The 12170-nt window shown below is 67.5% G+C and carries 12 protein-coding genes; 6 read left to right on the top strand and 6 right to left on the bottom strand.

Annotated features, from left to right (window positions below; translation table 11 throughout):
* The first annotated feature begins 21 nt into the window (after positions 1–21).
* From ABEA07_RS03985 to ABEA07_RS03970, 4 genes are read left to right on the top strand one after another with little or no spacing between them, the layout of a single operon-like run.
* Positions 22–1215, top strand: coding sequence for an ABC transporter substrate-binding protein (locus tag ABEA07_RS03985; RefSeq protein ID WP_345536028.1), 1194 nt, complete (start codon positions 22–24; stop codon positions 1213–1215).
* Positions 1216–1243: 28 nt separating this feature from the next.
* Positions 1244–2428 (top strand): ABC transporter substrate-binding protein, encoded by a 1185-nt coding sequence (locus tag ABEA07_RS03980; RefSeq protein WP_345536027.1) that lies wholly within the window; start codon positions 1244–1246, stop codon positions 2426–2428.
* Positions 2429–2483: 55 nt separating this feature from the next.
* Complete coding sequence (locus ABEA07_RS03975; protein ID WP_345536026.1) at positions 2484–3359, top strand: branched-chain amino acid ABC transporter permease; 876 nt, start codon at positions 2484–2486, stop codon at positions 3357–3359.
* A gap of 13 nt (positions 3360–3372) precedes the next feature.
* Positions 3373–4353: a branched-chain amino acid ABC transporter permease gene (locus tag ABEA07_RS03970; protein WP_345536292.1), complete on the top strand. Its 981-nt coding sequence runs from the start codon at positions 3373–3375 to the stop codon at positions 4351–4353.
* Positions 4354–4364: 11 nt separating this feature from the next.
* Here the strand turns inward: ABEA07_RS03970 and ABEA07_RS03965 are convergent, their stop codons facing one another.
* Both ABEA07_RS03965 and ABEA07_RS03960 read right to left on the bottom strand, forming a co-directional pair.
* A complete protein-coding gene (locus ABEA07_RS03965; RefSeq protein ID WP_345536025.1) occupies positions 4365–4757 on the bottom strand; it encodes a type II toxin-antitoxin system VapC family toxin in 393 nt (130 codons plus the stop codon).
* Positions 4754–4999 (bottom strand): FitA-like ribbon-helix-helix domain-containing protein, encoded by a 246-nt coding sequence (locus tag ABEA07_RS03960; protein ID WP_345536024.1) that lies wholly within the window; start codon positions 4997–4999, stop codon positions 4754–4756. The genes ABEA07_RS03965 and ABEA07_RS03960 overlap by 4 nt, the downstream gene beginning before the upstream one ends.
* Before the next feature lie 94 nt (positions 5000–5093).
* Here ABEA07_RS03960 and ABEA07_RS03955 point away from each other — a divergent pair, with 94 nt between their 5' ends.
* Positions 5094–6032 (top strand): SMP-30/gluconolactonase/LRE family protein, encoded by a 939-nt coding sequence (locus tag ABEA07_RS03955; RefSeq protein ID WP_345536023.1) that lies wholly within the window; start codon positions 5094–5096, stop codon positions 6030–6032.
* Between the two features lie 60 nt (positions 6033–6092).
* On the opposite strand, the gene ABEA07_RS03950 is transcribed toward ABEA07_RS03955, so the two are convergent.
* From ABEA07_RS03950 to ABEA07_RS03935, 4 genes are all read right to left on the bottom strand, one after another.
* On the bottom strand, positions 6093–6833 hold the full coding sequence (locus tag ABEA07_RS03950; protein WP_345536022.1) for an aspartate/glutamate racemase family protein: 741 nt from the start codon (positions 6831–6833) through the stop codon (positions 6093–6095).
* Positions 6834–6861: 28 nt separating this feature from the next.
* Positions 6862–8253, bottom strand: a complete 1392-nt coding sequence (locus ABEA07_RS03945) for an amidase (RefSeq protein WP_345536021.1) — start codon at positions 8251–8253, stop codon at positions 6862–6864.
* On the bottom strand, positions 8243–9736 hold the full coding sequence (gene hydA / locus ABEA07_RS03940; protein ID WP_345536020.1) for a dihydropyrimidinase: 1494 nt from the start codon (positions 9734–9736) through the stop codon (positions 8243–8245). The genes ABEA07_RS03945 and hydA overlap by 11 nt, the downstream gene beginning before the upstream one ends.
* 93 nt (positions 9737–9829) lie before the next feature.
* On the bottom strand, positions 9830–11158 hold the full coding sequence (locus tag ABEA07_RS03935) for an MFS transporter (protein WP_345536019.1): 1329 nt from the start codon (positions 11156–11158) through the stop codon (positions 9830–9832).
* Positions 11159–11427: 269 nt separating this feature from the next.
* Here ABEA07_RS03935 and ABEA07_RS03930 point away from each other — a divergent pair, with 269 nt between their 5' ends.
* Positions 11428–12129, top strand: coding sequence for a GntR family transcriptional regulator (locus ABEA07_RS03930; protein WP_345536017.1), 702 nt, complete (start codon positions 11428–11430; stop codon positions 12127–12129).
* The last annotated feature ends 41 nt before the right edge of the window (positions 12130–12170 follow it).

The following is a 12170-nucleotide window of genomic DNA, read 5'->3' as shown; positions in this document are numbered from 1 at the left end:
CCGATCGAAGGAGACCACACCATGAAGACTTCATTCACCGCGATCGCGCTGGCCATCGGCGCCCTGGCACTGGCTTCCGGCGCCCAGGCGCAGGAGAAGGTCAAGATCGGTTTCGTCACCGACCTGTCCAGCCTGTACTCCGACCTCGAGGGCAAGGGCGGCGTCAGCGCGATCGAGATGGCCATCGCCGACTTCGGCGGCAAGGCGCTGGGCCAGCCCATCGAGCTGCTCACCGCCGACCACCAGAACAAGGCCGACATCGCCGCCTCCAAGGCGCGCGAGTGGATCGACACGGCAGGCGTCACCATGATCTTCGGCGGCACCAACTCGGGCACCGCGCTGGCGACCGCCAAGGTGGCGCAGGAGAAAAAGCGCGTCTACTTCAACAATGGCGCCGCCAGCTCGGCCCTCACCAACGAGCAGTGCAGCCCCTACACCGTGCACTACGCCTACGACACCGTGGCCCTGGCCAAGGGCACCGGCGCCACGGTGGTGGAGCAGGGCGGCAAGAGCTGGTTCTTCCTGACCGCCGACTACGCCTTCGGCCATGCGCTGGAGGCCGACACGGCGCGCGTCGTCAAGGAGAAAGGCGGCACCGTCGTCGGCGCGGTGCGGCACCCGCTGAACGCCTCGGACTTCTCCTCCTTCCTGCTGCAGGCGCAGAACTCCAAGGCGCAGATCCTCGGGCTCGCGAATGCGGGGGGCGACACCATCAACTCGATCAAGGCGGCCAAGGAATTCGGCGTCGGCAAGACCATGAAGGTGGCCGGCCTGCTGGTCTTCCTCAGCGACATCCACAGCCTGGGCCTGAAGAACACCGAGGGCCTGCTGCACACCACCAGCTGGTACTGGGACCTCAACGACGACACCCGCAAGTGGGCCAACCGCTACTTCGAGAAGAACAAGCGCATGCCCACCGACATCCAGGCCGCCGACTACTCCGCCACCATGACCTACCTGAAGGCGGTGGAGGCGGCCAAGACCACCGATGCCGACAAGGTCATGGAGCAGCTGAAGAAGATGCCGATCAACGACTTCTTCGGCAAAGGCCAGATCCGCGCCGACGGCCGCTACGTGCACGACATGTACCTGGTGCAGGTCAAGACCGCCTCCGAATCGAAGAAGCCCTGGGACTACCTGAAGGTCGTCAAGACCTTGCCGGGCGACCAGGTGTTCACCACCAAGGCCGAATCCAAGTGCGCCCTGTGGAAGTGACGACAGCCCATCACAACAGGAGCACCCCATGAAGAAATTCGCACTGTCGGCCATCGTTGCAGGCCTTGCGCTGGCCGCCGGCGCGGCGCAGGCCCAGGTCAAGATCGGCTTCATCACCGACATGTCCAGCCTCTATGCCGATGTCGAGGGCCGCAACGGCGCCACCGCCATCCAGATGGCGATCGACGACTTCGGCGGCAAGGTGCTGGGCCAGCCGATCGAACTGCTCACGGCCGACCATCAGAACAAGGCCGACATCGCCGCCTCCAAGGCGCGCGAGTGGATCGACACGGCCGGCCTGACCATGCTCTTCGGCGGCACCAACTCCGGCACCGGCCTGGCCATGGCGAAGGTGGCGCAGGAGAAGAAGCGCGTCTTCATCGTCAACGGCGCCGGCACTTCGGCCCTCACCAACGAGCAATGCAGTCCCTACACGGTGCACTATGCCTACGACACCGTGGCGCTGGCCAAGGGCACCGGCGGCGCGGTGGTGGCGCAGGGCGGCAAGAGCTGGTTCTTCCTGACCGCCGACTATGCCTTCGGAGCCGCGCTGGAGAGCGACACCGCCAAGGTGGTCAAGGAGAAGGGCGGCACCGTGGTGGGTGGCGTCAAGCACCCGCTCAACGCCTCCGACTTCAGCTCCTTCCTGCTGCAGGCGCAGAATTCCAAGGCGCAGATCCTCGGCCTGGCCAACGCGGGCGGCGACACCATCAACGCCATCAAGGCCGCCAAGGAGTTCGGCATCACCAAGTCCATGAAGATGGCCGGGCTGCTGGTGTTCATCACCGACATCCACAGCCTGGGCCTGAAGAACACCGAGGGTCTGCTGCTCACCACCAGCTGGGACTGGAACATCGACGACAAGACGCGCGCCTTCGGCAAGAAGTTCTTCGACAAGACCAAGCGCATGCCCACCGACATCCAGGCCGCCGACTACTCGGCCACCATGGCCTACCTCAAGGCGGTTCAGGCGGCCGGCACGACCGATGCCGACAAGGTGATGGCACAGCTCAAGACGACCCCGATCGACGACTTCTACGCCAAGGGCCAGATCCGCGAGGACGGCCGCTTCGTGCACGACATGTACCTGGTGCAGGTCAAGAGCCCGGCCGAGTCCAAGCAGCCCTGGGACTACTACAAGGTCGTGAGCAAGCTGCCGGGCGACCAGGTCTTCACCACGAAGGCCGAGAGCAAGTGCGCGCTCTGGAAGTAAAGCGGGCCGGCCGCGACGGGCGGCCGGGCGCGGCGGCCCCCTGGACGAGAGATACATGACCATTTCCCTTCCTGCACTGCTGAGCCAGCTCCTCCTGGGGCTGGTCAACGGGTCGTTCTACGCGATCCTGAGCCTGGGGCTCGCAGTGATCTTCGGCCTGCTCAACGTCATCAACTTCGCGCACGGTGCCCTGTTCATGCTGGGCGCGGTGCTGACCTGGATGGCGATGAACTACCTCGGGGTCAACTACTGGGTGATGCTGCTGGCGGCGCCGGTCGTCGTCGGCGCTTTCGGCGTGCTGATCGAGCGGCTTCTGCTGCGCTGGATCTACAAGCTCGACCACCTCTACGGCCTGCTGCTCACGCTGGGCATCACGCTTCTGATCGAGGGTGTGTTCCGTTCCGTCTACGGCGTCTCGGGCCTGCCCTACGACACGCCCGACGCGCTGGCCAGCGCCACCGACCTCGGTTTCATGATCCTGCCCAACTACCGGGCCTGGGTGGTGGTCGCCTCGCTGGTGGTCTGCTTCGCCACCTGGTTCGTGATCGAGAAGACCCGCCTGGGCGCCTACCTGCGCGCCGGCACCGAGAACCCGCGCCTGGTCGAGGCCTTCGGCGTCAACGTGCCGCTGATGGTCACGCTCACCTACGGCTTCGGTGTCGCGCTCGCCGCCTTCGCCGGCGTGCTGGCCGCGCCCGTCATCCAGGTCTCGCCGCTGATGGGGCAGAACCTCATCATCGTGGTCTTCGCGGTGGTGGTGATCGGCGGCATGGGCTCGATCATGGGCGCCATCCTCACCGGCCTGGGGCTGGGCGTCATCGAGGGCCTGACCAAGGTCTTCTACCCCGAGGCTTCCTCCACCGTCGTCTTCGTGATCATGGTCATCGTGCTCCTGATCCGCCCGGCCGGACTGTTCGGCAGGGAAAAGTGAAGCGCAGCGCATGATGAAGAACAACAAGCTCTCCAACATCCTCTACGGCCTGCTGCTGCTCGGCCTCGTCGCCGCGCCCTTCCTCGGCGCCTACCCGGTGTTCGTGATGAAGCTCATGTGCTTCGCGCTGTTCGCCTCGGCCTTCAACCTGCTGCTGGGCTACACCGGCCTGCTGTCCTTCGGCCATGCGGCTTTCCTCGGCGGCTCGGCCTACGTGGCCGGCCATGCCATGAAGGTCTGGGGCTTCACGCCGGAGGTGGGCCTGGTGCTGGGCACGCTCACCGGCGCGCTGCTGGGCTGGCTGTTCGGCGTGCTGGCCATCCGCCGCCAGGGCATCTACTTCGCCATGATCACCCTGGCGCTGGCGCAGATGGTCTTCTTCTTCTGTCTGCAGGCCAAGTTCACCGGCGGCGAGGACGGCCTGCAGGGCGTGCCGCGGGGCAAGCTCTTCGGCGTGGTCGACCTGCAGAACGACCTCACCATGTACTACGTGTCGCTGGTGATCGTGGTCGCGGCCTTCCTGCTGATCGTGCGCACCATCCACTCGCCCTTCGGCCAGGTGCTCAAGGGCATCAAGGAGAACGAGCCGCGCGCGCTCTCGCTGGGCTACGACGTGGCGCGCTTCAAGCTGCTGGCCTTCGTGATCTCGGCCGCGCTGTCGGGCCTGGCCGGTTCGCTCAAGACGCTGGTGCTGGGCTTCGCCACGCTGTCGGACGTGCACTGGACCGCTTCCGGCCAGGTGATCCTGATGACGCTGGTGGGCGGCCTCGGCACGCTCTCCGGCCCGCTGGTCGGCTCGGCGGTGGTGGTGCTGCTGGAGAACAAGATCGGCGAGTTCGGAAACCTGCTGGCCGCGATCACCACCGTCGAGTGGTTCAACACGCTGGGCGAGTCGGTCACCATGGTCACCGGCCTGATCTTCGTGATCTGCGTGCTGGCGTTCCGGCGGGGGATCATGGGGGAGATCATCGCGTTCGTGTCGCGACGGCGGTAGTGCCGCTGCGCTCAGTTCGGAAGCACGACCGCCCGCTTCGGAAACGCGCGCAGCAACTTCTTGTCCTCCGTCACGAGCCGGGTGTCGAGCTTGATCGCCAGCGCAATGAATTCGCAATCGTAGGCAGAGCAGTCGCTGTCGCGGACCAGTTCGAGCACGTGGCGTGAATCGACTTCGAACTCCGATCCGGCCAACAGACTTTCCGCCTCTGCCTGAATGCTGCATGCCTGCTCGAAGCTGAAGGCCTTCCGCCTCACATACCCGGCAAGGATGTTCCGAAACTCGCTGCGCCACAAAACAGGAGCAGCCCAGTCCGGGTCCTGCTCGAATAGCTTTTCGGCTGCTGCGGTGTAGTCGCCGGGTAAATAGAGATAAGCCAATACGTTCGAGTCCACCACGATCATGGCCGGCCCTCACGCTTCAACGCATCGATGTCGCGCGCTCGGAATTTGCTCTTCGGCAGAACGGCGCGCAGTTGCCGTGCGCGAGCCAATCTTTCTGCGGGTGCAACCTTGTCCAGTCGCAACGCAGCTTCCAGGCACACGATGGCTTCGCTGTTCATGCTGCGCCGATGCGCCTCGGCGGAGAGCTTCAGGCGGTCGTAAACGGCATCTGGAATGTTCTTCAGCGTCAAGGTCGTCGGCATATCGTTCTCCACCAAAATGGAACCATTATGGTTTCATCCGGATGCCCGGTCAACGCCAGAGCCAATGAGCTTCCGACTCATGAGGAATCCAGCCATGTGGCAGCCCGCCCAACGCTATCCGGACCCCGCCATCGAGATCCTCGATCCGCGCTTCGCCAAATACCAGCTGATGAACGCCGCCGTCGAGCGCCTCGCCACCGGCTTCCGATGGGCCGAAGGCCCGGTGTGGTTCGGCGACGGGCGCTGCCTGCTGTGGAGCGACATTCCCAACGACCGCGTGCTGCGCTGGGATGAGGAAACGGGCGCGGTGAGCCAATTCCGCAAGCCTTCCAACTTCGCCAACGGCCACACGCGTGACCGCCAGGGCCGGCTGCTGAGTTGCGAGCACGGCACGCGCCGCGTGACGCGCACGGAGTACGACGGTTCGATCACCGTGATCCTCGACCGCTTCGAGGGCAAGCGCCTCAACTCGCCCAACGACATCGTGGTCAAGTCCGACGATTCGATCTGGTTCACCGATCCGCCCTTCGGCATCCTCGGCCACTACGAAGGCCATGCGGCCGAGCCCGAGCTGCCGACGAATGTCTACCGGGTCGATGGCCGGACCGGCGAGGCCACCGTGGTCGCCGGCGAGGTGGACCGCCCCAACGGGTTGTGTTTTTCGCCCGACGAGAGCCGGCTCTACGTGGTCGAGTCGGGCAGCACGCCGCGGCGCATCCGCGTGTTCGACTTGAGCGCCGACGGGCAGCGCCTGGAGAACGACCGCGTGTTCGTGCAGGCCGATCCCGAGGGCGCGCCCGACGGCTTCCGCTGCGACGTGGACGGCAACCTGTGGGCCGGCTGGGGCACGGGCGAGGGCCGCGACGGCGTGATGGTGTTCGCGCCCGACGCCACGCCCATCGGCCGCATCGCATTGCCGGAGCGCTGCGCCAACCTCTGCTTCGGCGGGCCGGCGCGCAACCGATTGTTCATGGCCGCGAGCCAGTCGCTGTACGCGCTTTACGTCAATACACAGGGGGCGCCGGGCGGGTGAGGGTCGGCAACGCTTGACGTGGTCGAGCCGTTTGGCCGGGACCCGGATGCGGCTCCAAGGTCAAGGGTTGAAGCGCCGCGCCAAGGCCTCCGGCAACCCGATCACCGGCTTGGCCGCCGGCCGCCTGAAGGTGCCCGCGGTCGCCTTGCGCACGCGCAGGCTGGCCAGCGCCTCGGCCTGCTTCACGGCGGCCGCCATCTGGTCCACCACCGGTACCGGGATGCGCGCCTTGACCTTGTCCGCGAGCCCCGCCAGCGGCGCGCCGGCCAGGATGACGACGTCGGCCTCGTCCTCTTGCACTGCCTTGTTCGCCAGGTCCACCAGCAGCTCCTCCTTCTCGTCCTGCACGTCGGCGACGGAGGCGAAGCGGCCCTCCAGCATGCGGATGCCGGCCAGCCGGCCGGCGAGGCCGTGCGACTCCACGCATTCCTGGTACCAGGGCCCGAGGGCCTGCGCGAAAGTCACGATCGCGAAGCGGCGGCCGAGCATGCAGGCGGTCAGCATCGCGGCCTCGGCCATGCCGACCACCGGGATGTCGAAGAGCTCGCGTGCGCCGAAGAGACCCGGGTCGCCGAAGGCCGCGATGATGGCCGCGTCGAAGCCCGCATGGTGCTCGGCCAGCATCTCCAGCGCCACCGCGCCGCCGATCTGGGCCTCGGCCCGCGTCGCGATGTAGGGAAAGCCGCGGGGCGCGGTGAGCGCCACCAGCTCGGTGCCGGCGGCCGCGGCGGGCAGGGCGGCGCCCATCAGGCGGTCGGTGATGCCCTGGCTGGTGTTGGGATTGAGGACGAGGATGCGCATGGCTTGTGGGGCGTGAATGGACGAAGGGCTAAGCGGTGCAGCCCGCCTCTGCGAGCAGGGTTTCGATGCCTTCGGCGGCGGCGAGCAACTGCCGGTCCCGCCCGCGCGCGGCGATCAGCTGCAGGCCGACGGGCAGGCCGTCGCGTCCGCTGCCGCAGGGGATGGAGATGGCCGCCGCCATCGCATGATTGACGAAGGGCGTGAAGACGGCATGCGCCCGCGGTTCTACCGCGCGGCCGCCGATGTGCGAAGGCCCGAGCCGATCGGCCGGCCAGGCCACGCACGGCGTGGTGGGGCACAGCAGCAGGTCGTGGCGCGAAAGGAAATCGGCCAAAGTCGATGCGATGGTGGCGCCCGCGGCGCGCGCGCGGGCGACTTCGGCACCGGACCATTGCAGCCCGCGTTCGATCTGGCGCGCGACGTCGGGATCGAAGCGGCCGGGGTCGCGCCGCCATTCGTCGCCGAACAGATGGGCCAGGCCGGTGTGCTGCAGGGGCATCAGCGCGTCCTCGTTGGCGTCGGCCGGCCAGGCGGGATCGGCCTGCTCGATCGCCAGCCCGGCCTGGCGCAGCGCCGCGACGGCGCGGGCGATGCACGCTGCCACGTCTTCGTCGACCGGTACTTGGAGGCCCAGGCGCGGGCTGAAGGCGACGCGAAGCCGTTGCGCAGGGCGCACCGGCCCCGGCTCGGGCAGGAGCAGCGATGCGGGGTCGCGCGCATCGGGGCCCGCCATGGCCTCGAACATCAGCGCGGCATCGCCCACGTTGCGCGCGATCGGCGCCATCGTCTGCAGGCCGATGAAGGCATGCGGAAAGCCGAAGGGGTCGGGCACCGCGCCGAAAGAGGGCTTGAAGCCCACCACGCCCACGTGCGCGGGCGGGCGCCGGCTGGAGCCGCCGCCATCGGTGCCGAGCGCGAGCGGCGCCATGGCGGCGCCCACCGCGCTGGCGCATCCGCCGGAGGAACCGCCGGGCGTCAGGGCAGGGTTCATCGGATGGCGCGTGAGGCCGTAGACCTTGTTGGTGGTAAGCCCCTTGCAGGCGAACTCCGAGCTGTTCGCCATGCCGATGACGAGGGCGCCCGCGGCGCGCAGCCGCTCGACCGCCAGCGCATCGCGTGGCGCGATGAAGTCCTTGAACAGCAGCGAGCCTTGCGTCACGCGCTGGCCCGCGACCCAGATGACGTCCTTGACCAGCACCGGCACGCCGGCCAGGGGAAGGGACTCGCCCATCGCGATGCGCGTGCGCAGCCGGTCCAGGTCGGCAGCGAGCGAGGCCGGCGTGTCGCCCACCACCGCGTTGAGCTCGCCGTTGCGGGCCTCGATGCGCCCGCGGAAGGCCGCGAGGACCTCGGCCGGGTCCAGCGCACCGCTGCGCACCTCGGCCGCGATGCGCGTGGCGCTCAGCGTTTCAGGCTGCATGGCCGCCCGCCTTCGACAGCTTCGCGAGCGCGTCCGGCAGGTTGCCGACGTAGTGGCCGCCCGCCGTGTCCTGCGGACGGGGCCGTGCCATCTCGGGCTTGCCGCAGGGCAGGAACTCGCCATGCCCTGCCGGCGCGCAGAACTGTCCGCCGTCCCACACGCGCTCGCCGCGCACGAGCGTCGTCACCGGCCAGCCGGTGACCTGCATGCCCTCGTAGGGCGTGTAGTCCACCTCGTGGTGCAGCATGCCGTTCTCGATGGTCACTTCCTTGTCCGGGTCCCAGATCGCGATGTCCGCGTCGGAGCCGATCGCGATGGTGCCCTTGCGCGGGTGCAGGCCGTACAGGCGCGCCGGGTTGGTGGAGGTGAGGCTCACGAACTGGTTGAGGCTGATGCGGCCCGTGCGCACCCCTTCGGAGAAGAGCAGCGGCAGCCGCGTCTCCACCCCCGGAATGCCGTTGGGAATGTGGCGGAAGCCCACTTCCTTGCCGCCCGGCTTCTTGCCCTCCGGGCCGTCGAAGCGGAAGGGCGCATGGTCCGACGAGACGAGGGTGAAGAGCCCGTCCGACAGCCCTTCCCACACCACGCGCTGGTTGGCCCGGTCGCGCGGCGGCGGGCTGCAGACGCACTTGGCGCCCTCGTAGCCCCCGCCCAGGTTGTCGGCAGTCAGGAAGAGGTACTGCGGGCAGGTCTCGGCGTAGATGCGCAGGCCGCGGCCGTGCGCCCAGCGGATCTGGTCGATCGCCTCGCGGCCCGACACGTGCACGATCAGGATCGGCACGTCCACCAGTTCCGACAGCGTGATCGCGCGGTGCGTGGCCTCGCGCTCGATCGCCATCGGCCGCGAAGTGGCGTGGTAGGCCGGCGCGGTGTGGCCCGCTTCCTCCAGCGTCTCGGTCAGCCAGGCGATGCAGTCCGCATTCTCGGCGTGGATCATCGCCAGGGCGCCGTGCCGCCGCGCGACCGCCAGTGTCCGCAGGATCTGGCGGTCGTCCAGCTTCATGTCGTCGTAGGTCATGTAGATCTTGAACGAGCTGTAGCCCTCGGCGATCAGGGCCGGCAGCTCTTCGCGCAGCACCTCGGGGGTGGGGTCCGTCACGATCATGTGGAAGGCATAGTCCACCGAGGCCTTGCGGCCGGCGCGGCGGTGGTAGTCCTCCACCGCCGCGCGCAGCGACTGGCCCTTGATCTGCTGCGCGAAGGGAATGACGGTGGTGGTGCCGCCGCAGGCCGCCGAGCGCGTGCCGGTGAGGAAGTCGTCCGCCATGCGCAGGCCGTCTTCCATCGGCTGGTCGAAATGGCAGTGGGCATCGACGCCGCCGGGCATCACCAGTTTTCCGCGGGCATCGATCTCGTCGCGGCCGCGGGCCAGTTCCTGCCCCAGCGCCACCACCCGGCCGCCGCGGATGCCGATGTCGGCGTACATGGTCTCGGCGGCGGTGGCGATCAGGCCGTTGCGGATGACGGTGTCGAAGTCTTTCACTTTGGTTCCTTTGAGTTTCCCGGCAACTGGGTGTCGCCCCCCCGGTGAGGGGGTTGGCGGACACACGAAGTGCGGCAGCCTGGGGGAGAGCTTTTACCTTCCGGCGTCCTTGAGGTCGATGCGGGCGGTCTCGCGTGCGGCGAATGCAGCCACGGCGATCAGCGCGCAGACGATGGCCAGGTAGATGGCCACGGGCGTGGCGGAGTTGTACTTGGCAATGAGTGCGGTCGCGATGATCGGTGCCAGCGCCCCGCCGAAGACCCCGGCGAACTGGAAGCCCAGCGAGGCCCCGGTCACCCGCACCTTGGTGGCGAACAGCTCCGGCAGGAAGGAGGCCAGCGGCGAGAACATGAAGGACACCAGCACCATTCCGACGAAGGATGCCGCGATGATGGACGCCGGGTTGCCGGTCTGCACCATCTGCATGAACACGAAGGCCCAGATCGCACCGCCGATGCCGCCGATCATCAGCACCGGCCGGCGGCCGATGCGGTCCGACAACCAGCCCGCGACCGGGATGAAGATCATCTGTGCGACCGCGCCGAGCAGCACCGCGTTCAGCGCGACCGACTTGGGCAGGCCCAGCTTGGTCGGCACGAAGTACAGCAGGAAGAGCGTGAACACGTAGAAGGCGATGTCGCCGCCCAGCCGGGCGAAGAAGGCGATGGCCAGCTGCGGCTTGTAGTGGCGCAGCACCTCCATGATGGGCGCGTGCTCCTCGTGTCCCTTGGCGTCCTTCTCGAAGACCTTGGACTCGGCCACGTTCATGCGGATGTACAGGCCCACGCCGACGAGGATGGCGCTGAGCAGGAAGGGAATGCGCCAGCCCCAGGACATGAACGCGTCTTCGGAGACCTGCCAGGTGACCAGCGCGAAGGCGCCGTTGGCCAGCAGCAGGCCGATGGGCGCGGCGATCTGCACCACGGCGCCGAGCAGTCCTCGTCGCTTGCCCTCCGGGTCGAGCTCGTTGACCATGATCGCCGCGCCGCCCCATTCGCCGCCCAGCGCGAGGCCCTGGACGATGCGCAGCACCACCAGCAGGATCGGCGCGAGCATGCCGACCTGCCCGTACGAGGGCAGGCAGCCGATCAGGAAGGTGGCCAGGCCCATCATCAGGAGCGTGATGAAGAGGATGGACTTGCGCCCCAGCTTGTCGCCGAAATGCCCGAACACCGCGGCACCCAGCGGCCGCGCGACGAAGGCGACGCCGTAGCTGGCGAAAGACAGCAGCGTTGCCACCAGCGGCTCACTCTGCGGGAAGAACAACTTCGGAAACACCAGCGCGGCGGCCGAGCCGTAGATGAAGTGGTCGTAAAACTCCAGCGTGGTCCCGGCCAGGCTGGCCGCGGCCACGCGCTTGGTGGAAGAAGGTGAGGCGCTGGCGTCGGCGCTGCTGGCGCCCAGGGGCAATGTGGCGTGCATTCGCATTTCTCCGTGTGGGTGGGTGGGGTCGTGACGTTGAAGCTGGCCGAACGATAGGCGACATCCGATGTGCAATCAAGAAGAATTTTGTATTTCGGTGAAATCATTTATGTTCTTCGGCGTCGGGTGCTGGTTTACCCTGACGCAAGCACTGTTCCGGGCTGAATGATGCTACTTCCTGGGGCATCTCTTGCACTGAAATGGCCATGACTGGCCGCAGAACCGCCATACAATCCTGAGCAAACTGGAATTCAATAGGAGATCGAACGATGGCCAAGACAGCGCATCAGGACGCCGAGCCGGTCGGCGGTGCCTCGGTCGACGAGATCAGCGAGCGCGTGCTCCTTGCCATCTGGGAGCACCGCTTGCCGCCCGGCACCAAGCTGGTCGAAGAAAAGCTCGCCGAGGTGTTCGGCGTGAGCCGCACCAAGATCCGGCTGGCGCTGGCCAAGCTGTCGCACGACGGCATCCTCACGGTGGAGCCCAATCGCGGCACCTTCGTCGCCAGTCCCACGGTGGAGCAGGCGCGCCAGGTGTTCAACGCGCGGCGCGTGCTGGAGCCGGCGCTGCTGCGCGGCCTGAGCGGAGAGCTCAAGCGCGAGCAGCTCGCGCGCCTGCGCAAGAACATCGCCATGGAGGGCGAGGCGCGCGAACGCAACGACCGCCGCGCGACGATCCGCCTGTCAGGCCAGTTCCACCTGCTGATCGCCGAGCTGGGCCAGAACCCTTACCTGCACAAGTGCCTGCGCGAGCTGTGCTCGCTCACCTGCCTGGTGATCGCGCTGTACGACGCCCCGGGCATGCCGGCCTGCCCTCACCACGAGCACCACGACATCGTCGACGCGCTGGAGGCGGGCGACGCCGAGCGCGCCTGCGCGCTGATGGTGGAGCACCTCACGCACGTGGAGAACACGCTGCGCCTGGAGATGCCGGCGGACGAGGACATCGATTTCCGGGCCGTATTTGCTTGAAATGACGCTCTCCCCCAGGCTCCCCCACTTCGTGTGGCGCT

Origin of the sequence: Variovorax defluvii, assembly GCF_039541515.1 — a bacterium.
Lineage (GTDB): Bacteria > Pseudomonadota > Gammaproteobacteria > Burkholderiales > Burkholderiaceae_C > Variovorax > Variovorax defluvii.
This window is presented reverse-complemented; position numbering and strand designations above follow the sequence as displayed.

Bases quoted from the DNA above. Each gene is read 5' to 3' on its own strand.
- ABEA07_RS03975 (WP_345536026.1), top strand. From the start codon at position 2,484: ATGACCATTTCCCTTCCTGCACTGCTGAGCCAGCTCCTCCTGGGGCTG.
- ABEA07_RS03955 (WP_345536023.1), top strand. From the start codon at position 5,094: ATGTGGCAGCCCGCCCAACGCTATCCGGACCCCGCCATCGAGATCCTC.
- ABEA07_RS03960 (WP_345536024.1), bottom strand. From the start codon at position 4,999: ATGCCGACGACCTTGACGCTGAAGAACATTCCAGATGCCGTTTACGAC.
- ABEA07_RS03980 (WP_345536027.1), top strand. From the start codon at position 1,244: ATGAAGAAATTCGCACTGTCGGCCATCGTTGCAGGCCTTGCGCTGGCC.
- ABEA07_RS03965 (WP_345536025.1), bottom strand. From the start codon at position 4,757: ATGATCGTGGTGGACTCGAACGTATTGGCTTATCTCTATTTACCCGGC.
- ABEA07_RS03985 (WP_345536028.1), top strand. From the start codon at position 22: ATGAAGACTTCATTCACCGCGATCGCGCTGGCCATCGGCGCCCTGGCA.
- ABEA07_RS03950 (WP_345536022.1), bottom strand. From the start codon at position 6,833: ATGCGCATCCTCGTCCTCAATCCCAACACCAGCCAGGGCATCACCGAC.
- ABEA07_RS03945 (WP_345536021.1), bottom strand. From the start codon at position 8,253: ATGCAGCCTGAAACGCTGAGCGCCACGCGCATCGCGGCCGAGGTGCGC.
- ABEA07_RS03930 (WP_345536017.1), top strand. From the start codon at position 11,428: ATGGCCAAGACAGCGCATCAGGACGCCGAGCCGGTCGGCGGTGCCTCG.
- ABEA07_RS03935 (WP_345536019.1), bottom strand. From the start codon at position 11,158: ATGCACGCCACATTGCCCCTGGGCGCCAGCAGCGCCGACGCCAGCGCC.
- ABEA07_RS03970 (WP_345536292.1), top strand. From the start codon at position 3,373: ATGAAGAACAACAAGCTCTCCAACATCCTCTACGGCCTGCTGCTGCTC.